At 72.3% G+C, this 20544-nt stretch carries 21 protein-coding genes; 13 read left to right on the plus strand and 8 right to left on the minus strand.

The features are described 5' to 3' along the window. Positions 1 to 46: 46 nt before the first annotated feature. A complete protein-coding gene (locus QQM67_RS18655) occupies positions 47 to 1024 on the plus strand; it encodes a helix-turn-helix transcriptional regulator (RefSeq protein WP_314175039.1) in 978 nt (325 codons plus the stop codon). Continuing rightward, positions 1021 to 1482 (plus strand): VOC family protein, encoded by a 462-nt coding sequence (locus QQM67_RS18660; protein ID WP_314175040.1) that lies wholly within the window; start codon positions 1021 to 1023, stop codon positions 1480 to 1482. The genes QQM67_RS18655 and QQM67_RS18660 overlap by 4 nt, the downstream gene beginning before the upstream one ends. Before the next feature lie 24 nt (positions 1483 to 1506). Here the strand turns inward: QQM67_RS18660 and dtd are convergent, their stop codons facing one another. Next, a complete protein-coding gene (gene dtd / locus QQM67_RS18665; protein WP_314175041.1) occupies positions 1507 to 1932 on the minus strand; it encodes a D-aminoacyl-tRNA deacylase in 426 nt (141 codons plus the stop codon). 160 nt (positions 1933 to 2092) lie between these two features. Here dtd and QQM67_RS18670 point away from each other — a divergent pair, with 160 nt between their 5' ends. The 3 genes from QQM67_RS18670 to QQM67_RS18680 all read left to right on the plus strand — a co-directional run bounded on the left by QQM67_RS18670 (position 2093) and on the right by QQM67_RS18680 (position 5082). Beyond that, positions 2093 to 2686, plus strand: a complete 594-nt coding sequence (locus QQM67_RS18670) for an RsiG family protein (RefSeq protein WP_314175042.1) — start codon at positions 2093 to 2095, stop codon at positions 2684 to 2686. Positions 2687 to 2772: 86 nt separating this feature from the next. After that, on the plus strand, positions 2773 to 3735 hold the full coding sequence (locus QQM67_RS18675) for an asparaginase (RefSeq protein ID WP_314175043.1): 963 nt from the start codon (positions 2773 to 2775) through the stop codon (positions 3733 to 3735). A 96-nt stretch (positions 3736 to 3831) separates the two neighbouring features. Beyond that, entirely contained in the window at positions 3832 to 5082 is a 1251-nt protein-coding gene (locus QQM67_RS18680; protein ID WP_314175044.1) for a GNAT family N-acetyltransferase, read from the plus strand. Between the two features lie 82 nt (positions 5083 to 5164). On the opposite strand, the gene QQM67_RS18685 is transcribed toward QQM67_RS18680, so the two are convergent. After that, complete coding sequence (locus tag QQM67_RS18685; protein WP_314175045.1) at positions 5165 to 5341, minus strand: hypothetical protein; 177 nt, start codon at positions 5339 to 5341, stop codon at positions 5165 to 5167. A 228-nt stretch (positions 5342 to 5569) separates the two neighbouring features. On the opposite strand from QQM67_RS18685, the gene QQM67_RS18690 reads away from it, so the two are divergent. From QQM67_RS18690 to QQM67_RS18705, 4 genes are all read left to right on the plus strand, one after another. Further along, complete coding sequence (locus QQM67_RS18690) at positions 5570 to 6445, plus strand: winged helix-turn-helix domain-containing protein (RefSeq protein ID WP_314175046.1); 876 nt, start codon at positions 5570 to 5572, stop codon at positions 6443 to 6445. An 81-nt stretch (positions 6446 to 6526) separates the two neighbouring features. Then, complete coding sequence (locus QQM67_RS18695; RefSeq protein ID WP_314175047.1) at positions 6527 to 7744, plus strand: phosphotransferase family protein; 1218 nt, start codon at positions 6527 to 6529, stop codon at positions 7742 to 7744. Positions 7745 to 7786: 42 nt separating this feature from the next. Beyond that, positions 7787 to 8482, plus strand: coding sequence for an HAD family hydrolase (locus QQM67_RS18700; RefSeq protein WP_314175048.1), 696 nt, complete (start codon positions 7787 to 7789; stop codon positions 8480 to 8482). Positions 8483 to 8607: 125 nt separating this feature from the next. Then, on the plus strand, positions 8608 to 9030 hold the full coding sequence (locus QQM67_RS18705) for an ankyrin repeat domain-containing protein (protein WP_314175049.1): 423 nt from the start codon (positions 8608 to 8610) through the stop codon (positions 9028 to 9030). Between the two features lie 80 nt (positions 9031 to 9110). Here QQM67_RS18705 and QQM67_RS18710 read toward each other — a convergent pair whose 3' ends face one another. Beyond that, on the minus strand, positions 9111 to 10307 hold the full coding sequence (locus QQM67_RS18710) for a MerR family transcriptional regulator (RefSeq protein ID WP_314175050.1): 1197 nt from the start codon (positions 10305 to 10307) through the stop codon (positions 9111 to 9113). Positions 10308 to 10563: 256 nt separating this feature from the next. On the opposite strand from QQM67_RS18710, the gene QQM67_RS18715 reads away from it, so the two are divergent. Beyond that, entirely contained in the window at positions 10564 to 11298 is a 735-nt protein-coding gene (locus QQM67_RS18715) for a DUF4097 family beta strand repeat-containing protein (RefSeq protein ID WP_314175051.1), read from the plus strand. 54 nt (positions 11299 to 11352) lie between these two features. Here QQM67_RS18715 and QQM67_RS18720 read toward each other — a convergent pair whose 3' ends face one another. Then, the gene (locus QQM67_RS18720; protein WP_314175052.1) at positions 11353 to 12453 is read right to left on the minus strand and encodes an aminotransferase class V-fold PLP-dependent enzyme; all 1101 of its coding nucleotides are present in this window, start codon (positions 12451 to 12453) and stop codon (positions 11353 to 11355) included. Positions 12454 to 12775: 322 nt separating this feature from the next. Here QQM67_RS18720 and QQM67_RS18725 point away from each other — a divergent pair, with 322 nt between their 5' ends. Together QQM67_RS18725 and QQM67_RS18730 are read left to right on the plus strand one after the other, a co-directional pair. Next, positions 12776 to 13879, plus strand: coding sequence for a D-2-hydroxyacid dehydrogenase (locus QQM67_RS18725; protein WP_314175053.1), 1104 nt, complete (start codon positions 12776 to 12778; stop codon positions 13877 to 13879). Between the two features lie 132 nt (positions 13880 to 14011). After that, positions 14012 to 15286: a saccharopine dehydrogenase family protein gene (locus tag QQM67_RS18730; protein WP_314175055.1), complete on the plus strand. Its 1275-nt coding sequence runs from the start codon at positions 14012 to 14014 to the stop codon at positions 15284 to 15286. A 65-nt stretch (positions 15287 to 15351) separates the two neighbouring features. Here QQM67_RS18730 and QQM67_RS18735 read toward each other — a convergent pair whose 3' ends face one another. The 4 genes from QQM67_RS18735 to QQM67_RS18750 all read right to left on the minus strand — a co-directional run bounded on the left by QQM67_RS18735 (position 15352) and on the right by QQM67_RS18750 (position 19032). Further along, complete coding sequence (locus QQM67_RS18735; protein WP_314175056.1) at positions 15352 to 16134, minus strand: DUF899 domain-containing protein; 783 nt, start codon at positions 16132 to 16134, stop codon at positions 15352 to 15354. A 181-nt stretch (positions 16135 to 16315) separates the two neighbouring features. Beyond that, positions 16316 to 16882 (minus strand): GNAT family N-acetyltransferase, encoded by a 567-nt coding sequence (locus tag QQM67_RS18740; protein WP_314175057.1) that lies wholly within the window; start codon positions 16880 to 16882, stop codon positions 16316 to 16318. Positions 16883 to 16958: 76 nt separating this feature from the next. Then, positions 16959 to 18140: an MFS transporter gene (locus tag QQM67_RS18745; protein ID WP_314175058.1), complete on the minus strand. Its 1182-nt coding sequence runs from the start codon at positions 18138 to 18140 to the stop codon at positions 16959 to 16961. Positions 18141 to 18378: 238 nt separating this feature from the next. Beyond that, on the minus strand, positions 18379 to 19032 hold the full coding sequence (locus QQM67_RS18750) for a maleylpyruvate isomerase N-terminal domain-containing protein (RefSeq protein ID WP_314175059.1): 654 nt from the start codon (positions 19030 to 19032) through the stop codon (positions 18379 to 18381). A 241-nt stretch (positions 19033 to 19273) separates the two neighbouring features. Here QQM67_RS18750 and QQM67_RS18755 point away from each other — a divergent pair, with 241 nt between their 5' ends. Further along, positions 19274 to 20512: a glycosyltransferase gene (locus tag QQM67_RS18755; protein WP_314175060.1), complete on the plus strand. Its 1239-nt coding sequence runs from the start codon at positions 19274 to 19276 to the stop codon at positions 20510 to 20512. The last annotated feature ends 32 nt before the right edge of the window (positions 20513 to 20544 follow it).

Raw genomic sequence — 20544 nt, forward strand, 5'->3', positions numbered from 1 at the left:
CGCTCGCGCGAGGTGTGGTAGGGCCTGGCCTGCGTAGACTGGCCGCATGGCCTTCGACGAGGGCGGCGAGAAGACGGCCGTACCGCCGGGCGCGGCCTCGTACGAGTTCGTACGGGGGCCGCGGACGCTCGGTGCGATGGTCGCGTCGACCGTCGGCTACCGCTCGGAGGGCGCCGCTCCCCAGCTGCACCGGGGCCTGCCCGCCCCCTACCTCACGTTGATCTTCTCCCTCGACGGCCCCGTGGTGGGCGGCGATACCCCGGAGCAGGCGCGCGGAGAGCACGCCTATCGCGAGGAGATCATCGTCGGCGGTCTGCATCAGCGGCCCGTGTACATCGCCCAGCCGTCGCGCGAGACGGGCGTGCAGCTGGCCGTGCACCCGCTCGCGGCCCGGGCCTTGTTCGGCATGCCGGCGGCCGAGTTGACGCTGACGGCGGGGGACGGCGCGTCGCTTCTGGGCCGGTCGGCGGTGGACGTCCACGAGCTGCTGCGTGAGCGGGAGAGCTGGGGGGAGCGCTTCTCGATCCTCACGGAGTATCTGCGGCGGCGGGCGCTGGACCAGGGGCGCCGCGCGGAGGTGCGGCCCGAGGTGGCCGAGGCGTGGAGGTGGATGACCTGTCACCGGGGCGCGGGCTCGCTGGACGAGATGGCGCGGCATGTGGCGCTCAGCCGACGGCAGTTGACCACTCTCTTCCGGCGCGAGGTGGGGGCGGGGCCGAAGCAGATCAACCGGCTGATGCGCTTCGAGCGGGCCCGGCAGGAGGTGACCTGCGCGGTCGCGGGCGGCGGGGGAAGGCGGCGGGCGGGGGTACTCCCCCTCGCTTCGCTGGGGGGACCCCCACCTGGGCTGCAAGGCCCAGGGGGACTGTCGGAGATCGCCGCGCGCTGCGGGTACTACGACCACTCGCATCTGGTCCGGGACTTCCGGCAGTACACCGGCCTCAGCCCGAGCGGGTGGGTCGCCGAAGAGCACCGGAATATCCAAGCCGGAGGGCACCGCAACGGCGAAGAGTGGGACACATGACGAACTCCGAGACGAACACCGGCAGCACCGTGAGCACGGACGGCACCCCGAACCCCGCGGGCCGGGCCGCCCCCGCGCCGACGGTCTGGCCCGCCTTCCAGGCGCGCGACGCGCACGCGATGATCGACTTCCTGGTCGAGAAGATCGGCTTCCTCCGGACCGCCGTCTACACCGACGGCGACCAGGTCGCCCACTGCCAGCTCGACTGGCCCGAGGGCGGCGGGGTCATGTTCGGCTCCCACAAGCCGGACGGCGAGTGGAGCAGGCCTCCCGGCACGTTCGGCTGCTACGTCGTCACGAGCGACGTCGACGCCTTGTACGAGCGGGTGAAGGCGGCCGGCGTGACCTTCACGCGGGACATCGCCGACCAGGACTACGGAAACCGCGAATTCACCGTCGTCGACCCCGAGGGCAACCTCTGGTCGTTCGGCCACTACCCCGGCGAACCGCGTCCCTGAGCGGGCCGGGGGACACAGGCCCCGTCAGACCTCCAGGAGCACGGTGAACGGGCCGTCGTTCGTGAGCGACACCTTCATCTGCTCGCCGAACCGGCCCGTCGCCACCTCGGCGCCCAACTGCCGCAGCTGCGCGACCACTTCGTCCACGAGGGGCTCCGCGACCGGCCTCGGCGCGGCGGCGTTCCACGTGGGGCGGCGGCCCTTGCGCGCGTCGCCGTACAGCGTGAACTGGCTGATGACGAGCAGCGGCGCACCCAGGTCCGAGCAGGACTTCTCGTCCTCCAGAATCCGCACCGACCAGAGTTTGCGGGCGAGTTGAGCGGCCTTCGCGGGTGTGTCGTCGTGTGTGACTCCGACGAGTACGCACAGCCCCTCGCCCTTGATCTCTCCGACCGTACGTCCCTCGACCACGACGCTCGCGCCGTCGACTCTCTGCACCACTGCTCGCATGGCAGCCATCATGCCGTGCCGCTCGGCGTTCTGTTCCCATGGGCCGGATGGGCGTGAGATCGCTGCGCGGGAGCCCCGCGCAGTGGCACGATGCGTACAGGCGGTACGTACCGCTGCTCTCACCGCTATTGCGGCAATAAGGATGAAGGGGACATCGTCCATGAGCGCAACCGGCGCCGCCCGTACGCCCGGTGATCTGCCGGCCGCCCGTACCGGCCCGGCCACGACCGCGGCCGGCGACGCGGCTGCCCCGGCCGACGCCGCCGCCGAGGCCGACGTCCCCGATCTGCACGGGCTGCGGCTGCCCGAACTGCGTACCCTCCTGCGCGACGCCAAGCAGGAGGAGGGAGAGCTGAGCTATGTGCGCCGGCTCCTCCAGGGGCGCATCGACATCCTCCGCGCCGAGCTCGCCCGCCGCAGCGCCCCCGGCTCGCAGCTGCTCGACCTGCTCCCCCAGATCCTGGCCGACGGCCCTTCCAGCCACCGCACGTCCGCGCGCCACGTGACGCTCGGCACGCCGCAGAGCGACGAATACCGCTCCCTCGCCGAGGAGATGCTGGCGCAGGTCGAGCTGAGCAACCTCACCGCGCGTACGGACGAGGAGCTGCACGAGGCGATGGCCCGCCTCGTCGGATACGAGCAGCACGTCTCGCGGCAGCGGCAGGTGATGCAGCGCACGGCGGACGGGTGCAGCAGGGAGATCGCGCGCAGGTACCGTGAGGGCGAAGCGCAAGTTGACGACCTGCTCCCCTGATCCCTGACGCTCTGGCCCTTCTCGTGACTTGAGAGGCGGCCGGTCGAGGCGAGGGGGAAGGCCGCCGATCCGAAAGGCCCCGCCCCATGCCGTCCGAGATACCCCCCGTACTGGCCGAAGTCGTACGCTCCGGTTTCGTCGAGGGGCACCATCGCGGCTCGCTGATCGTGCTCGCCGCCGACGGAAGCGTCGAGTCGTCCATGGGTGATCCCGGCGCGCCCTTCTTCCCCCGCTCGTCGAACAAGCCCGTGCAGGCCGCGGCGATGCTGAGGGCGGGACTCGAACTCTCGGGCCCGCGGCTGGCGTTGGCCGCCGCGAGCCACTCCGGAGAACCGTTCCATCAGGATCTCGTACGCAAGGTGCTCGCCGAGAACGGGATGGGCGAAGACCTCCTCCAGTGCCCCCCCGAGCTGCCCGTCGACCAGGACGAGGCCTCGCATGCCATCGCCGCCGCGGGCTCGGCGGAGGCGGCCCGCAGCCGGGTCGCCATGAACTGCTCCGGCAAGCACGCCGCGATGCTGGCCACCTGCGCGGCGGCCGGCTGGCCGGTGGAGACCTACCTCGAACCCTCGCACCCGCTCCAGCAGTTGATCGCGGAGACCCTCGAATCCCTCTCCGGCGACCGCGTCTCCCACATCGGTACGGACGGCTGCGGCGCGCCCCTGATGGCGATCACACCGGCCGGGCTGGCCCGCGCGTTCCGCGCCCTCGCGCTCGCACCGGCGGACAGCCCCGAGGGCCGCGTCGCCGGGGCGATGCGCGCGCACCCCGAGTACGTCGCGGGCACGCGGCGCATCGACACCTGGCTCATGCGCGAGGTGCCGGGGGCGATCGCGAAGGTGGGGGCGGAGTCGGTGCAGGCGGCGGCGCTGCCCGACGGCCGCGCGCTCGCCTTCAAGATCCACGACGGCGGCAACCGGGCGGTCGGCCCGGTACTGGCCCGTACGCTCGCGCTGCTCGGCGTCGACTCCCCCGTGCTCGACCGGATCGCCGACTCCCCGCTGATGGGCGGGGGCCGGCGGGTCGGCGAGGTGCGCGCGGCGTTCTGAGGCGGTGCGTGCCTGCCCGGGCGGCGCGGACCGGGGGCCGCGGCGGGCCGGTAATCCGGATGCGGCGCGGCCGCGGCGCCGCATAGCGTGACCGTCATGGCCCTGGAGATCCGCACCCTCACCTCCCACGACGAGCTGCCCGAGTGGTTCCGGGCCCTCTCCGTCGGCTTTCTGCGCGGCAACGCCGCGCCGGAGGAAGAGGCGGCCGTCAAGGGCCGGGACATCGAACTCGCCCGCACCCAGGGCGCGTTCGACGGAAGCAGGTGCGTGGGCACGTTCCGTACGTTCTCCCACCAGCTGACCGTCCCCGGCGGCGCGGCCCTCGCCTCGTGTGCCGTCACGAACGTCACCGTCTCCCCGACCCACCGGCGCCGCGGCCTGCTCACGCGGATGATGGGCAGCGCCCTCACCGCCGCGAAGGAGCGCGGCGACGCCTTCGCCTCCCTGGTCTCGGCCGAGTATCCGATCTACGGGCACCACGGCTTCGGCCCGGCCTCCTGGGCCGCGGAGTGGGAGGTGGACGTCGCCCGTGCGGGCCTCGACAAGCGCCACTCCGGGCCGAGTGACGGCGGGCGCATCGATCTCGCGGACGGCGAGGAGGTACGCCGCATCGGCCCCGCGCTGCACGAGCGGTACCGCGGGCAGCCGCACCGGCAGGGCGTCATCGACCGTCCCGAGCGCTGGTGGCGTGGGCTCACGGGCCAACGGCGTTTCCCCGCCGACGAGTTCGTCCCGCCCTTCCACGCGGTCCACCGCGACGCGCAGGGCGAGCCGCAGGGGTTCGTCTCCTGGACGGTGCGCGAGCGCTGGGAGGCCAAGCTCCCGCAGAACACCGCCGAGGTGAAGTGCCTCACGGCCCTCACACCCGGTGCCGAGCGCGCGCTGTGGCTCTTCGTGCTCTCGATCGACTGGGTCTCACGCGTACGTACGGGGCTCCGCGCCCCCGACGACGTCCTGCCGCTGCTGCTCCCCGACCCGCGCGCGGCCCGGCTGGACACCCTCGCGGACTTCCTGTGGCTGCGGCCGCTCGATGTGCCGCGCATGCTGGAGGGCCGCTCGTATCCCGTCGGCGGCGCGCTCGTCCTCGAACTGCACGATGCGGCGGGCCTGGCGAGCGGACGCTACCGGCTGGAGGCCGGGCCCGACGGCGCCACGTGCAAGAGCACCCACGAGAGTCCCGATCTCGCCCTGGACGTGGCCGAGTTGGGCACGCTCTTCCTCGGCGACGAGTCGGCGGTACGGCTCGCGTCGCTGGGCCGCGTGGAGGAACGCCGCGAGGGCGCCGCCCAGTCGGCCGACAGCCTCTTCCGTACGTCACGCCGCGCGTGGTGCCCGGACGTCTTCTGACGAGCGGGCACCGTACCGGCGTACAAGGGAACACGCGGCGCGCGGCTGATGGCGTGGGATGGGAAACCGCGCGCCGCGTGGGTCAGACGATCAGCATCGTCAGCACGACCGCCCCCATGCAGCTGCATGTGACGTTCTTGGCCTTCACACCGACACTGAGCAGTACGCAACCGATGACCCCCAGGGCACCGAACTGCCATTCCACAAGGCGCTCGAGTCCGATCACTACGGCCGCAACGGCGAGAGCGAACACAGGCATGGCAATCCCCCTTCGTCGAGCACGGGCCCGTACGTCGTCGGACAGGCGGGAACCGGAGCGCTCTGTGTTGCCGGGCAGCTGCGCCTACTTGGCGAAATTCTCCTGAACTTGTCTGCCATCTGTGCGAAGTTGTCCGCCAACTTATTCGAAGTCTGCCCACTTGGCCGGAGATTGAAAACAGTTGACCTACAACTCCCGGAGCTTGGCGGGAAGTTGTACGGTCTTGGTGTGAACAGGACGAGCCCCGCCAAAGGCGCACCACACCCACCGCACGAAGTGGTCGCCACCGCGCTACGTGAGCGAATCGACTCCGGCGAGCTGCCCCCGGGAACCCGCATCCCCACGCAGAAGGACCTGGCCGACGAGTTCAGCGTCAACCGCACCGCGGTCCGCCAGGCCCTCCAGGAGCTCAAGCAGCACGGCCTCCTCGCGGAGAGCGGCCGCGGCGCCCCGCCCACAGTCGCCCAGCCGGGCGCGTCCCAGGCGGCACCGAAGCCGGCCGGCACCGAGCTGGCGGAACGCCTCTACGACGCGTTCCGTGCCGAGGACGTCACGATCGACACGTACTCGCTCACGACGGAGACGCTCAACAACGCCCTCGCCCGTCCGCACCGCTCCATCGTCGACGGCACGCTCCGGCCCCGCTCGATCACGGTCCGCGTCATCATTCCTCATCCCGAGGCATACCTCGCCCTGCCCCGTCTCGTCGACGATCCGGACGACCGGCGCCCGTTGGACCGTCTGCACGAGATCCAGCGGACCTGGGCCACAGCGCTGCGCATGAGCCTCAACACCTTCCGGGACAGATACGACGTTCCCGAAGTCTCGTGCGAGATAAAGACAGTGGCCGCGACGCCGTTGCAGAAGCTCTACATCCTCAACGGCACCGAGGCGCTGATGGGCTATTACCGGGTGGTGTCCGACCAGGTGACCTACAGGGGGGAGGAGCTCCAGATCTTCGACGTGCTGGGCTTCGATACCTCTCTCTTCCGCTTCTCTGGTGCGAAGGGCAACGACAAGCAGGACGTCGCCCTGGTGCAGGACGCCCAGGCCTGGTTCGACTCCCTGTGGTCGACCATCGCCACGCGGCTCGATTCCGACTGATGCCCGTCGGCTTCGCCATCACCCTGGAAGCGATAGTCTCAGCGCCCTCACGTTCCCCTGAAACACCATCCGGCGGCGCGCATGTCTGTTACTTCCCCTTCTGAGGCCGATGCCGCTCCGTCCGGCCCATGTGCAGGGACAACGTCTTCAGAGGCCGCCCAACCGGATCCGGACACAACGTCGTTCCAACGCCTCCGGAATTGGTTCCGTCTGCAATGGCACTTCGAGCGGCACCGGCGGTGCCCCTCTGCCTTCTTCCTCCAGGGGCACCATCACCACAATCACGTGGTGGCACTGCGCGAGCCGCTCGCGTCGATAGTGCGGGTGTCACCGGGTCGGCTCGGCAAGTTCCGCACCAGGCGGAGAACGGTCCCGGTCCTCCCACGGGTGTGGGACGAGGCGGCGGTTCTCCGTGCAGTCCGGCCTCACCTGCCGTATGTGCCCCACGTCCTCCTCACATACGGAAGCCGCGCCCTGCACACATACGTCGAGGGCGTGCCCCTGGCCGACGCGCTCCGCGGTGCGCCCGTCGAGGACGAGACCCTGCGCAGGATCGCCGCGCTCTTCGGAGCACTCGGGGAGATCCCTGCGAGCGATCTGCCGGAGCTACCGCAGGCTTGGCAGACCGACGGCGACAGTACGCGGTTTCTCCAGAACCTCGCGACCTTCGCCCACAACGAGGTGTACGTCCGCAATCGGCCGCGCTTCGGCTCTCTGTTCCGTCGTCTGGGAATCCCGGACGACGCGGTCGAAAGGTTCACCCGCGAGGCCAAACTGCTGCGGCCCCGCCCCTACTCACTGCTGCACTGCGACATCCACCGGGGCAATCTGCTCACGTGCAAGAACGGCGACCTCGCCCTTGTGGACTGGGAGTTGGCGCTGTTCGGAGACCCGTTGCACGATCTGGCGACCCACGTCGTGCGGATGGAGTACTCCGAGGAAGAGCGCCGGCGTCTGATCCAGCTCTGGCAGCAAGAGATGCGCGTGCGTGGCCGTGAGGACCGGCTTGTGGGAATGGACGAGGATTTCCGCATCTACGTCGACTTCGAGCACGCGCAGTCCGTGTTCCCGGACACCATTCGCGCGGCAAGCGAGCTGCCCGTCGCTGCGACCGACAAGGACTTCGATGTGGCCGCGGTCTCGGTGCACCGGGCGCTGTCGCGCGCCCGGAAGGCGCTCAAGCAGGACGCGGGCCCCGATCACTCCGCAGTGCGACAGGCCCTGCGGTCCTGGCACCGGGAGCAGCAGGGGCTGCCGGGCCGCCTGCGCGCTGTACGCCTCGTCCCCCGCAGGAGATAGTTGGGGTCCACCATGGCCATGGACCTGGGACGAGGAGTGAAATTGCGCGAACTCATCGAAGGCGCGAAAGCCGTGCTCTTCGACTTCGACGGGCCCATTTGCCACCTCTTCCAGGGGCGCCCCTCGGCCGCCATCGCGAAGCGGTTGCGGAACGTCGTCGTGGCAGGCGACAGCCGGGGGGACGACTGGCTGCCGGAGACCGCCGATCCGCTGGAGATACTCCGTGCCGCCTTCGATCAGCCGGATCTAGTCGAGCGCGGCATCGCGCGGGACATCGAGCGTGCGCTGACCGAGGAGGAGGTGGAGGCGGCGCCCGGTGCGTTTCCCACCGCGTACGCCGATGCCCTCGTCCGTACGCTCGCCGCCACCGGCAGGCAGCTCGCCGTCACGACGAACAACTCGCAGCAGGCGGTGGAGCGTTATCTGGAGACCCGGCAGACCGGTGAGCTCTTCGCCGGCCGCATCCACGGGCGCAACGCCGAGGGCGCCCTGTGCCTCAAGCCCGACCCGGACTGCCTGCTGCGCGCCCTGGAGTCCACCGGCACTCCCGCGCAGGAGGCCCTGATGATCGGGGACGCGCCGCGCGATCTGGAGGCGGCGAGCGCCGCGGGGGTGGCCTTCCTCGGCTATGCGCGCAACGAGCGCAAGGCGGAGCAGCTGCGCGCGGCGGGCGCGGAGCACATCGTCGACACCCTGCGTGACGTCGTCGTCATCGTGGACCCCCGCGCCCACGTCTGAGCACGACGAGCGCCGTCACCGGGAGGGTGCGATGCGCGGAGATGGGCACGCGGTGAACCGTACGTAAGGTGGGCAGCAGAGGCACGGTGCCCGGCACACGGCCCTGGCAGCACGAGGAGGACGCGATGAGCGACGCCCCCATGCCCGAGAGCGACGAGCCCGCGCACGACCCCGAGGTGCTGGAGCTCGCCCAGAAGATCTTCGGGCTGGCGCGGCACGGCGACACCGACACGGTCGCGGCCTACGTGGACGCGGGCGTACCGGCGAACCTCACCAACGACAAGGGCGACTCGCTCCTCATGCTCGCCGCCTACCACGGTCACGCCCCCGCCGTGCAGGCGCTCCTCGACCGGGGTGCGGACCCCAACAGGCCCAACGACAAGGGGCAGACGCCGATCGCGGGCGCGGTCTTCAAGGGCGAGGACCAGGTCGTACGGGTGCTCCTCGCGGGCGGCGCCGATCCGCGGGCGGGGGAGCCGTCGGCCGTGGAGACGGCGCGGATGTTCGAGAAGACGGAGCTGCTGGAGCTGTTCGGCGAGCGCGCGTGACCCGGGCCTTCGGCTGACCGGTACGGACCGGGCCGGGCGCCCGGCCCGGTCCGTACCGCTCCCCGTGGTGCTGCCGGTGCCTACCGCTCGCGCTCGACCACGTCCGCGACGACACAGCTGACGTTGTCGGGCCCGCCCGACCGGTGGGCCAGGGCGACCAGTTCGCGGACGGTCGGCTCAGGCTCGCCCGTCTCCGCCAGGGCCTGCCGTATCCGCTCGTCCGGCACGACGGACGTCAGCCCGTCCGAGCACAGCAGAAAGCGGTCACCGGCCCGTACGTCCTGGAGCCGCACGTCCGGTCTGTCCTCGGGCTTCCCGGCGAGCGCCCTCATCAGCAGCGCACGCTGCGGATGCGAGGCCGCCTCCTCCTCGCTGATCCGGCCCTCGTCCACCATCGACCGCACGAGCGTGTGGTCGTGGGTGATCTGGAAGAAGCGGCCGTCGCGCAGCAGGTAGGCGCGGCTGTCCCCGATGTGTACGAGGGCCAGCTGCGACCCCGTCCACAGCATCGCGGTCAGCGTCGTGCCCGCCTCGTCCCCGCCGGGGGCCGAGGCCACGACCTCGCCCACCGCGCGGTCGGCGCGCGCGATGGTCTCGTCGAGGGCGTTGAGCAGCTCCCCCGGCGGCAGGTCGCCCTCCTCCAGCCGCTTGAGCGCGTCGACGGCGGCGGAGCTGGCGGGCCCGCCGCTGCCTCCGAATCCGTCGGCGACGGCGAGCAGGCGCGAACCCGCGTACGCGGCGTCCTGGTTGCTCTTCCGTACGAGTCCGGCGTCGGTGAGCGCGGCGTAGCGGATGGCGAGCGGCGAGGCGGAGGCGGGCGGCGAGGCGGAGGCGGGCTGTGCGGGTCCTCCGAACCGTGCAGGTTCTGCCTGTTGCGGCGATGGGCCGTCGGTGTGCGGCATGGCGGTGTCCTTCCGTGACAGATGGTCGATGAGGAAGGCGGCGAGGTCCCGCCGGGCGGAGACGTCGTTCTCGACGCGCGCCCAGTAGGCCCGGATCTCGCGTGCGGCTGCGGGCCCGTCCAGCCCGTCCAGCTCGCGGATGCGGGCCAGCGGCATGCCGATGCGGCGCAGCCACGCCACGAGCCGGGCCTGCTCCAGCTGCGCGGGAGCGTAGAGGCGGTAGCCCGACGCCGGGTCGACGCGGGCCGGGGGCAGCAGCCCCAGCTCGTCGTAGAGACGCAGCGCCTTGGGCGACAGCCGCGACGCCTTCGCGAACGCCCCGATCGTCAGCAGGCCCTCGGCCGCGCTCGCGTCCGGATTCGCGTGCTCTCGCATGCCCGCCCCCTCTCTGATTCCGGGCCCTTCGCCCGGCCCGCCCGATGCTCCGGCTTCCCCCAAGGACAAGGTCAAGCCCGGCCGTCCGGCCCCGCTTTCGCCGCCGGTGACGCCCTCGGGGACAACCCGGCGGGGGATGCGGGGGTTCGCCTCACCGCCGTCTCGCGGCGGGTGCCATAGCCTCGTCGGGCACTGGTCCGAAGGCTCACGGAGGACGGCGACAGCCTCCACCCTCCACGAAAACGGGGAGAACATCATGCGCAGGCATATCCGCCTCCTCGGGGCGGTCGCGGCGGCGGGGATCGGCGCGGGCACGCTCGGGGCGTGCGGACTGATCCCTGGGGAGACGGTCGAGGACAGCTCGAAGCTGCCGGGGAAGATCAAGGCGGTGCGCCTGGACAGCAGCTCGGGCGCCGTCAGGCTGCGCAGCAAGCAGACCGTCACCCGGACGACCCTGCAGCGGACCATCGAGTTCGACGGGGACAAGCCCAGGAAGCGCACGTTCAGGGTGGAGGACGGTGTGCTCGTGCTCCGCGGCTGCGGCGACGACTGCCGGGTGAGCTACCGGGTCGACCTGCCGCCGCGGGTGCCGGTGAGCGGCGGCACCTCGTCGGGCGGCATCAACCTCTCCGGAGTCGGCAGGGTGGACGTGCACACCGACTCGGGCGCCGTCGACCTCGACGACGTGGACGGCGCCGTCGGCGTCCGTACGACCAACGGCCGCATCAACGGCCGCGGCCTGAAGGGCGAACGCATCCGGGCCGAGACGTCCAACGGCGCGATCGACCTCAGGCTGAGCACGCCGCAGGACGTACGGGCGAGGACGTCGAACGGCGCCGTCTCCGTCACGGCGCCGCACGGCAGTTACAAGGTGTCGGCGAGGTCGAGCAACGGACACAAGAAGATCGGCCTGCGCAACGACCCGTCCGGCGACAACAGCCTCGATCTGACGACGACCAACGGCTCCATCACCGTCAAGTCGGCCACCTGACCGCGAGCCCCCGTGCCCGGGCTCGCGCCGCCCGCGCCCGAAGGCCGCCCGGGTTCACTGCTCCGCCGTCAGCCGCCCCTCGACGACCTCGGCGGCGCGGTCCGCGTCGGCCTCGGTGTTGTAGAGGTGGAACGCAAGCCGCATGCGCCCCGCCCGTGTGCTGCCCACGACGCCCGCGCGCTCCAGCGCCCTCGGCGTGTCCGCCTCGACGGCCGCGCTGACGATCGCGGAGTCGCCCTCCGGCAGGCCCACGGCAGCGCGGAAGCGGTTCGCGAGGCCGAGGGCGTGCTCGTGCAGCGCGTCCGTGCCGATGCCGGTGAGCAGGTCGAGGGACGCGGCCTGGGCGACCCAGGCGTGCCACACGGGGGAGACGTCGAAGCGCCGCGCGTCCTTCGCGAGCCGCAGCGGAGCGCCGTAGAGGCTCTCCCAGCGCTCCTCGCCCGCGTACCAGCCGGCGGAGTGCGGGATCAGATCGTCGATGTACTCGCTCCGAACGGTGAAGAAGCAGGTGCCCCTCGGGGCCAGCAGCCACTTGTAGCCGCCGTCGACGGTGTAGGCGAAGCGGCTCGCGTCCACGGGCAGCCAGCCGACCGCCTGTGTCGTGTCGAGCAGCATGCGCGCGCCGTTCGCCTCGCAGGCCGCCTCCAGTGCGCCGAGGTCGGAGAGGCGGCCGTCCGCGGACTGGACGGCGGCGACGGCCACCAGGGACGTACGGGGCGTCACCGCATCTGCGAGGGAGTCCAACGGCACTTCCCGTACGCGTACGCCCCGCGGGGACTGCGCGTGGAAGGGGAAGACGACGCTCGTGAACTCCCCTGCCGCGGTGAGGACTTCGCTCCCGTCCGGCAGCGACGCGGCGACCAGCCCCACGAAGGCGCTGACCTGGCTGCCGACGGCCACGGACGACGTGTCGACGCCGACGAGGGACGCGTAGGCCGCACGGGCCGCGGCGAGCGGGGCGTCGTAGGCCGCCGGGCTCGCCCTGCCCCTGCGCCACTCGTCCTCGGCCGCGTGCAGGGCGGCGAGGGAGCGGCGCGGCGGAAGGCCCAGGGAGGCGGTGTTGAGGTAGACGACTTCGGGGTCGAACTCCTGCTGGGCGAGGGCGAGTCGAGCGCGTCCCTCGGCCCGGGCCGTGTCCGTCGTGGTCTGCTGCATGGATTCAGCGTGCGCCCGGACCGGCCCGTGCGGAAGAGCGCCCCTGTGCGTCGGCCGCGCCGTCGCCTCGGCAGCCGCCCACCCGCTGCACCGCGCAGGCTGCTCAGGAGCGCCGGCTACGGCGCGCACCGGGCACCGGGCACCGGACACCGGGCACCGGGCACCGGGCACCGGCATCGTCACGCCTTCTACACGGCCGGTGTCATCGCGGCGCGGGCCGGAGTCTGCTACTGGTCGGGGTGCGCCGTCCGATCACGCGACCGGCCGCCGCCTGACGCCTCTTCCGGCTCGGACGAGGCTCCTCCCGTCGGACACCCGAGGAATGAACCGCACCATGGTCGACGTACTGATCAAGAGCTGGCTCGAACCCGAACACGTCGAGCGCATACGGGAGTCGGACCCGCGCGTCCGCGTCCTGTACGACACGGAGATGCTGCCACCGCCGCAGGGGCGGCGGCGACTGCTCTACCGGGAAGAATCCCTGCCCGAGCCGCGGGACTTCAGCCGTACTCCGGAGCAAGAGCGGGCCTGGCAGGAGCAGTTGGCGCAGGCGGAGGTGATCCTCGACATCCACCTCGACGACCTGGACACGCTCCAGGCGTCCGCCCCCGGGCTCCGATGGTTGCAGGCGGGCGCGGCGGGTGCCGGTGAGGCCGTCGCCGGTACGGGACTTCTGGAGGCTGGAGTCACCGTCACCACGGGCAGCGGCATCTTCTCCGGCCCTCTCGCGGAGTTCACGGTCGCCGCGATCCTCGCGCACGTGAAGGACCTGGACCGGCTGGGCAGGCAGCGCCGCGAGAGGTACTGGCACACCGCGGCCACCGGCACGCTCAAGGACAAGACCGTCTGCATCGTCGGCATGGGCAGCATCGGTGAGGAAGTCGCCCGCTGCCTGCATCCGTTCGGCTGCCGGCTCACGGGAGTCCGCCGCTCCGTGACCGGGCGGGGCACGGCCCTCGGCCGGGGCACGGGCCGGGGCAGCGAGAACACCTGGCTGCTCAGCAGCGTCCATCCGGCGGAGGGACTGGCGGAGGCGGTGGCCGAGGCCGACTACGTCGTCGTGACGCTCCCCGCGACGCCGCAGACGCACCACCTCTTCGACGCTCCGCTCATCAAGGCCATGAAGCCGGGTTCGTACGTCGTCAACGTCGGCCGGGGCGCGGTGATCGACGAACCGGCGCTGATCGCGGCCCTGGGCTCGGGCCATCTCTCCGGCGCGGCCCTGGACGTCACCGAGACCGAACCCCTGCCCGTCGACAGCCCGTTGTGGGACCTCCCGAACGTGCTGCTGGGCTACCACGCGACGGCCATGACCACCGGAGGCACCGCCAACAAGCTGCTCACCGACATCTTCTGCGACAACCTCCGCCGCTATCTCGACGGCCGCCCGCTCCGCAACCAGGTCGATCCGGCACACCTCTACTGAGCCCGGGTGCGGCGGGGGCGTGGCGGCCCCAGGGGTACGGGACCCGGTCCGCACGCGGGCCGGGTCTCCGCTGCCGATACGTTGGCACGTGCGTGCGTCCGCAAGCCCCGGAGCCCGGAAGGACCAGCCGCCATGACGGATACCACCCCGCCCGGCCGCGTACGAGACGTCGACGTCACCGTCTACGGTGCGACCGGCTTCGTCGGCGGCCTCGTCGCGCGCCACCTCGTCCGCAGCGCTCCCGAGGGGACCCGCATCGCGCTGGCCGGACGCAGCGAGCAGAAACTCGCGGCGCTGCGCGAGGAGTTGGCGGAGGAGTCGGGGCAACCCGCGGGCGGCTTGTCCCTGTTCGCCGCCGACGCGCACGACCGCGCCGCGCTGGAGAAGATCGCGGACGCCTCCCATGTCGTCGTCACCACCGTCGGCCCGTACGCGCGATACGGCCGCGAACTGGTCGGCGCCTGCGCCCGCTCCGGCACCGACTACCTGGACCTGTGCGGCGAGGCGCTCTTCGTCCGCGAGAGCATCGACGCCCACCACGAGACCGCGGCCTCCACCGGCGCCCGCGTCGTCCACGCCTGCGGATTCGACTCGATCCCCTCCGACGTCAACGTCCACGTCCTCCACGAGAAGGTCCGGGCCGACGGCAACGGCGAACTGACCGACACCACTTCGGTGCTCACCGCGGTGAGCGGCGGCGTCAGCGGCGGCACCATCGACTCGCTGCGCCGCCAGATCGACGTCATGAAGCAGGACCGGGACGCCCGCCGCCTCGCCATGGACCCGTACACCCTCAGCCCCGACCGCGCCGCCGAGCCTGAACTCGGCCGCCAGGACGACCTGTTCATCGCCCGCGGCTCGACGGCGGGCACTCCGCTGCGCGGAGTCCTCGCGCCCTTCCCCATGGCTCCCTTCAACACCCGGATCGTCCGCCGCAGCGCCGCGCTGCGCGGCCACGCGTACGGCGCCCGCTTCCGCTACCGCGAGGCCATGCGCCTCGGCCCGCCGGTGCTCTCCCCGCTCGTCGCCGCGGGTACGGCCGGTGCCATGGGTGCCCTCGTGGCGGGGCTGGCGCTGCGTCCCGTCCGTCCGCTGCTGGACAAGGCCCTGCCCGCCCCGGGCGACGGCCCGGACGCGCGGACCCGCGAAAAGGGCCACTTCACCTTCGACACCTTCACCGTCACCACGACCGGGGCCCGCTACGCGGCCCGCTTCCAGGCCCAGGGCGACCCGGGCTACAAGGCGACGGCCGTCATGCTCGGGGAGTCCGCCCTGGCGCTCGTACTCGACCGGGACGCCCTGCCGGGGCCGGGCGGCGGAGTGCTCACCCCGGCCACCGGCCTCGGCGACGCCCTCGTCGGCCGCCTGCGCGCCGCCGGGATGACGGTCGCCACGCGCGCCTATTGAGGGAGGGCCGGGACGGTACCCGCACCTCTGCCGGAACCTTCGCCCACGGCGTCGGCGAAGGCACGTCAGTGACAGTCGCCCTGGCGGCCGAGGGTCTCCACGGGGGTCGCGCCGGGACGGGTCCACTGCGGCACGGGGCGGCTGGCCGGGCCCCAGGTGGCGTTCCCGTCCGCGTCCGTGCGCCAGTACCAGCACGCGTGGTTCCCCTCGGGCCAGCCGTCAGGGTTGTCCTCCCACGCCTCGCCGCGGCCGTACGGCGTCATGTCGAGCAGGCCGAAGGTCCCGTTGAACACCTCGTTGCCGCGGCCCGTCGTGGAGTAGGTGAGGAACGTACGGTCGCCGTCGCGCAGGTAGCTGGTGATGTAACCCATCTCGCCGCCGGCCGGCCCGTCCACGCCGCGCACCGAGTACCAGGGCTGGGTGTAGCCCATGAACTCCACGAAAGGGGCCACCTCGTCCCAGCGGCCCGTGGTCACGATGGCGAACGAGACGCCGCGGGCGTTGAGGTACACGGCGTCCTTCAGATGCCAGGCCGCGGTGGTGCAGCCCTCGCACTGCCCCTGGTGCGGTGCGCCGTCGTGCCACATGTGCTTGTAGACCACGAGCTCGTCGCGGCCCTGGAACAGGTCCAGGAACGGGACCGGCCCGTCGGGCCCGACGACCTCGACCGTCCCGTCGAACTCCACCATCGGCAGCCGGCGGCGGGCCGCGGCGATGGCGTCGCCCTCGTGGGTGTGGGCCTTCTCGCGGACCAGAAGCTCGTCACGGGCCTTCTGCCAGGTGGCCAGGTCCACGACGGGAGGGCGGCCGGGCAGCGCGTCGGCCGGGTCACTCGGCGTGGTCGTCATGGTGTCCTCCGTGGTCTCTCGTGCCGGGGAGCGCCGTACGGCGTCCGATGGCGCATGACGACGTACGACGGCGGTCACCAGAAACGACCAGCGACCCGGCCGGAACTCATCGCGGGAGCGGCCCCACTCGGCCGGGCGCCCGAACGGACCATGACGGGCGGGCAGTTGACCCGGCGCGATCTCAGTGGACCACGGGGCTGCGGCGCTCCAGCCGTTGCACGTCGCGCCACCTGCCGTGGTGACGGCCGATGCGCTCGCTGACGCCGACGACGCGGAAGCCGAGGCGCAGATGGAGGGCGATGCTGGCCTCGTTCTCGGGGAAGATGCCCGCCTGGATCGTCCAGACGCCCGCGGCCTCGGTCGAGGCGATGACGGCTTCCAGCAGGGCTCGGGCCACGCCCCGGCCGCGCGCCGCGGGATGTACGTACACCGAGTGCTCGACCACGCCGGCGTAGACGGCGCGGGACGAGACCGGAGCGACGGCGATCCAGCCCAGCACGCGTCCGCCGCCACCGGCGCCACCGCTCCCACCGGCACCCTGGGCGCCGCCGTCCTCGTCCGGCTCCACGGCGACGAACCGGTGTTCAGGAAGCTTGGCGGCGTCGAACGCCTCCCATGTGGGGGCGGCCGTCTCGAACGTCGCGTCGCCTTCGTCGATTCCGGCCTGGTAGATCTCCAGGACCTGCTCGGCGTGGGCGGCCGTCAGCGGCACGACCGCGACCGAGGGACCAGCTTGCCGAGTGCTCACGGAACCCATCGAACCAGGCCGCCCACCCGCACGGAACCTCGGCCCGAGCCGGGGCGCCGGGAGCCGCCGCGGCACGTCAACGCCCGGGCCAGCGGCGGCGGCACACCACCGCCGCGACGGTCAGCGGCACCGACAGGGCGCAGGCGATGCCGAACAGCAGCCCGTACCGGCCGTGTTGCGCCAGCGGACCGGCGGCGGACACGGCGACGGAACTGCCGATGAACAGCGCCGCCGCGAAGAAGGCGACCGCCGTGCCGCGCGCCTGCGGCGCGACCGACGTGGCCCACGTCTGCAACGACGAGTGCATGAACGACCAGCCGCCGCCGAGGAGCAGCGCCGTGACCGCGACGGTCACGAGCCCCACGCGGCCCGCGACGATGCCGTATCCGAGGCACATCTGCGCACCGCCGAGGGCCATGAGCCACCAGACCGGTATCCGGCCGGTCAGCCTCTTCACCAGCAGCGAGAACCCCAGCACGCCGACGCCGAAGGCCGCGGTCGCGAGCCCCGCGACGGCCGCGCTCACACCGCGCTCCTGAAGTGCCGCGGCCAGCAGCGTCATCGTGCCGAGCAGCACGGCGCCCTCCACGAAGACCAGCCCGAACACCAGCAGCGCCCAGCGGTTGCGCAGCACCGCGCGGAGGTTCTCACGGACCCCGGCGGCGGGCGGGCGCGGCGGTTCCGGGAGCGCGCGCAGGGCGAAGAAGCACAGCACCGCGCACGCGCCGGACGTGGCGAACACCACACGCCAGTCGAGCAGATGAGCCAGCACGCCGCCGAACGCCGTGGCGATCGCGGTGCCCAGCGCCATCGACGCCATCAGGTCCGACAGCGCCCGCTGACGCCGCCCGGCGGAGACCGTGTCGCCCACGTACGTCAGCGACGTCGGCACCACGGCGCCGAAGAACGCCCCGGCGACGATGCGCGCCACCGCCAGCACGGCCATGGTGGGGGCGAACGCGGAAACCACCCCGGCCACCGCCGCGGCCAGCAGCGTCCCGCGCACGATGCGGACGCGCCCGAACCGGTCGGAGAGCACGCCCCACAGCGGTTGCGACAGCCCGTACGCAAGGAAGTAGCCGCTCGCGGTGGTGACCGCCGTCGCGAGCGGAACGCCCATGCCGGCGGCGATCGGGACGAGCATGGGGCTGATGACGAACCGGTCGAAGCTGCTGACGAACGTCGCGGCCGAGAGGCCGCGTGGTGGGCGGGTGACGGGAGGCGTGGGCGCGGTGTGCGGATCCTGGCAGGTTGTCATCGGCGTTTCCCGTTGATCGAGACAGCCGCCATGATGGCGCACTCGCTCGTAGTTGCACAGGGCACACATCACACCCGGGACTCATGCGGGGTGAGGAACACGCACCGGCTGACCTGCCGGTACGGATCGACGGCGCCGCCGTCGGGCAGCCGCCCGGGCACTCGCCGAACACCCGTGGGCGAGCCCGCAGTTGGCGTCATCGGGCGACGGGTACGGCGCGCTGGGCGGCGGGGGGGGCTCAGCCGAGGGCGAGCGGGAGCCTCGCGGCGAAGTCGCCCAGCGCGGCCTTCTCCTCGTCGGCCGGCGTACGACGCCCGGTGCCGGTCAGCAGCGCGTCCTCGTCGGAGAACGAGGCGGGAAACGAGGTCCCGGCGACCTTCTCCAGCAACTCGCGTGCCGCCGCGAGGGTTTCGGCGGGCGGCCCGGCCGCCGACGGCAGGTTCGCAACCAAGTCCAGGTGGTGCAGCGTCCATTCGAGCACGTACGCGGAGAGGTAGTCGCCTGCGGTCAGGACCTCGTCGCGCGTGCCGACCAGGGCGGCGGGATCGGCGAGTCCGGCGGCGCGGCCCGCGGCGGACCCCACGTCGTCGAGGTGGAACTTGAGCCAGCGCGGCTCGCCGTATGCGGCGGCGAGGCGCGGGATCAGCGCGTCGAGCGGATCCTCACCGGTCGGGGGCCCGACGAGCTTCCAGTAGGTGACCGCATCCGCGGTCGGTTCGGTCTCGGCGGGGGTGACCAGGGTGATCAGAACGTCCTGGGCGCCGATGACCAGGTGGCACACCAGATCCCGCACGAGCCAGCCCGCGCAGCCCGACGGCCGCTCGAAGTCCTCGTCCGGGATGTCGGCGACGGCCGCGCGCAGTGCCGTCCAGGAGCGTGAGAAGAGATCCACTGCCGCACGCTATGCCGGAGCGGTACGGCGAACAACCGCATTCCTGCGGCCGGTTCGCGTGTCCGGGCGGGTCTCCGACGTTCCAGAGGCGGAGACGACCGGTGAAAGAGCAAAGGCAAGGAGGGGTTTCCCTCTCCTTGCCACTCTCAACGTATAGCGCACCGGGGGGCTTGCGGCAAGGCCCCCGTCGTACCGCAGAATTGCCGGCCGAAGCCAGGACCTGCGGAAACGGGGGACCGGAATGCGTGTGCTGCTGTCGACGTACGGGTCGCGGGGCGACGTCGAACCGCTCGTGGCACTCGCCGTGCGACTGCGGTCGCTCGGCGCGGAAGTGCGGATGTGCGCGCCGCCGGACGAGGACTTCGCACGGCGGCTGGCCGACGCCGGTGTGCCGCTGGTGCCGGTCGGCCCGTCGGCGCGCGAGCGGACGGCCGAGGCCCCCGAGCCGTCGTCCATCCCCCGGTACGCGGCCGAGTTGATCGCCGCCCAGTTCGACGGGGTCACCGCGGCGGCCGAGGGGTGTGACGTGCTGGTGGCGACGGGCATGATGCCCGCCGCGGCCGGAGCGCTGTCGGTGGCCGAGAAGCTGGGCATCCGGTCGGTGTCCGTGACCTTCCAGCAGCTCACGCTGCCGTCGCCGCACCGGGCGCCGCTGGCGTACCCGGGCCGTCCGCTCCCGCCGGAGGTCACCGACAACCGGGCGCTGTGGGACCTGGACGCCCAGAGCGTCAACGCGCTCTTCCGTGAAGGGCTCAATGCGAGCCGGGTGGCGAACGGCCTGCCGCCCGTGGACGACGTACGTGATCACGTCGTAGGCGACCGGCCGTGGCTGGCGACGGACCCGCTTCTGGATCCCTGGCGGCGGCCCTCGGATCTCGACGTCGTACAGACCGGCGCGTGGATCCTCCCGGACGAGCGCCCGCTCCCGGCCGAGTTGGCGGCGTTCCTGGACGCCGGCACACCACCGGTGTACGTGGGCTTCGGCAGCATGCCCATGCACGCGTCGGCGGACGTCGCCCAGATCGCGGTCGAGGCGGTCCGCGCCCAGGGCCGCCGCGCGGTGGTGGCCCGCGGCTGGGCGGATCTGACCCCGATCGACGAGGGGACGGACTGCTTCGTCGTCGGCGAGGTCAATCAGCAGGCGCTGTTTCCGCGGGTGGCGGCGGTCGTGCACCACGGCGGCGCCGGTACGACCACGACCGCTGCCCGTGCCGGTACGCCCCAGGTGGTGGTTCCGCAGCTGGCGGATCAGCCGTACTGGGCGGGCCGCGTGGCCGACCTGGGCATCGGGGCGGCGCACGACGGTCCGGTGCCGACCGCCGGGTCGCTGTCCGCCGCGCTCGGCAGGGCCCTGACCCCGGAGACCCGCGCGCGGGCGACGGCCGTGGCCGGGTCGATCCGTACCGACGGAGCAGCGGTCGCCGCGAAGTTGCTGGTCGACGAGGTCGGCGGCCCGGAGAGTGCGCCGGTCCCGGCGTGAACCACACCGGGTCGCCGTGCCGCGACCCGGAA

Source organism: Streptomyces winkii, from assembly GCF_032248595.1.
GTDB classification, from domain to species: Bacteria; Actinomycetota; Actinomycetes; order Streptomycetales; family Streptomycetaceae; genus Streptomyces; species Streptomyces winkii.

Excerpts from the sequence above, each read along its gene's own strand:
- QQM67_RS18755 (WP_314175060.1), top strand. The coding sequence starts at position 19,274 with ATGCGTGTGCTGCTGTCGACGTACGGGTCGCGGGGCGACGTCGAACCG.
- QQM67_RS18705 (WP_314175049.1), top strand. The coding sequence starts at position 8,608 with ATGAGCGACGCCCCCATGCCCGAGAGCGACGAGCCCGCGCACGACCCC.
- QQM67_RS18685 (WP_314175045.1), bottom strand. The coding sequence starts at position 5,341 with ATGCCTGTGTTCGCTCTCGCCGTTGCGGCCGTAGTGATCGGACTCGAG.
- QQM67_RS18695 (WP_314175047.1), top strand. The coding sequence starts at position 6,527 with ATGTCTGTTACTTCCCCTTCTGAGGCCGATGCCGCTCCGTCCGGCCCA.
- QQM67_RS18735 (WP_314175056.1), bottom strand. The coding sequence starts at position 16,134 with ATGACGACCACGCCGAGTGACCCGGCCGACGCGCTGCCCGGCCGCCCT.
- QQM67_RS18675 (WP_314175043.1), top strand. The coding sequence starts at position 2,773 with ATGCCGTCCGAGATACCCCCCGTACTGGCCGAAGTCGTACGCTCCGGT.
- dtd (WP_314175041.1), bottom strand. The coding sequence starts at position 1,932 with ATGCGAGCAGTGGTGCAGAGAGTCGACGGCGCGAGCGTCGTGGTCGAG.
- QQM67_RS18670 (WP_314175042.1), top strand. The coding sequence starts at position 2,093 with ATGAGCGCAACCGGCGCCGCCCGTACGCCCGGTGATCTGCCGGCCGCC.
- QQM67_RS18725 (WP_314175053.1), top strand. The coding sequence starts at position 12,776 with ATGAACCGCACCATGGTCGACGTACTGATCAAGAGCTGGCTCGAACCC.
- QQM67_RS18720 (WP_314175052.1), bottom strand. The coding sequence starts at position 12,453 with ATGCAGCAGACCACGACGGACACGGCCCGGGCCGAGGGACGCGCTCGA.
- QQM67_RS18745 (WP_314175058.1), bottom strand. The coding sequence starts at position 18,140 with ATGACAACCTGCCAGGATCCGCACACCGCGCCCACGCCTCCCGTCACC.
- QQM67_RS18730 (WP_314175055.1), top strand. The coding sequence starts at position 14,012 with ATGACGGATACCACCCCGCCCGGCCGCGTACGAGACGTCGACGTCACC.
- QQM67_RS18660 (WP_314175040.1), top strand. The coding sequence starts at position 1,021 with ATGACGAACTCCGAGACGAACACCGGCAGCACCGTGAGCACGGACGGC.
- QQM67_RS18655 (WP_314175039.1), top strand. The coding sequence starts at position 47 with ATGGCCTTCGACGAGGGCGGCGAGAAGACGGCCGTACCGCCGGGCGCG.
- QQM67_RS18710 (WP_314175050.1), bottom strand. The coding sequence starts at position 10,307 with ATGCGAGAGCACGCGAATCCGGACGCGAGCGCGGCCGAGGGCCTGCTG.
- QQM67_RS18680 (WP_314175044.1), top strand. The coding sequence starts at position 3,832 with ATGGCCCTGGAGATCCGCACCCTCACCTCCCACGACGAGCTGCCCGAG.
- QQM67_RS18715 (WP_314175051.1), top strand. The coding sequence starts at position 10,564 with ATGCGCAGGCATATCCGCCTCCTCGGGGCGGTCGCGGCGGCGGGGATC.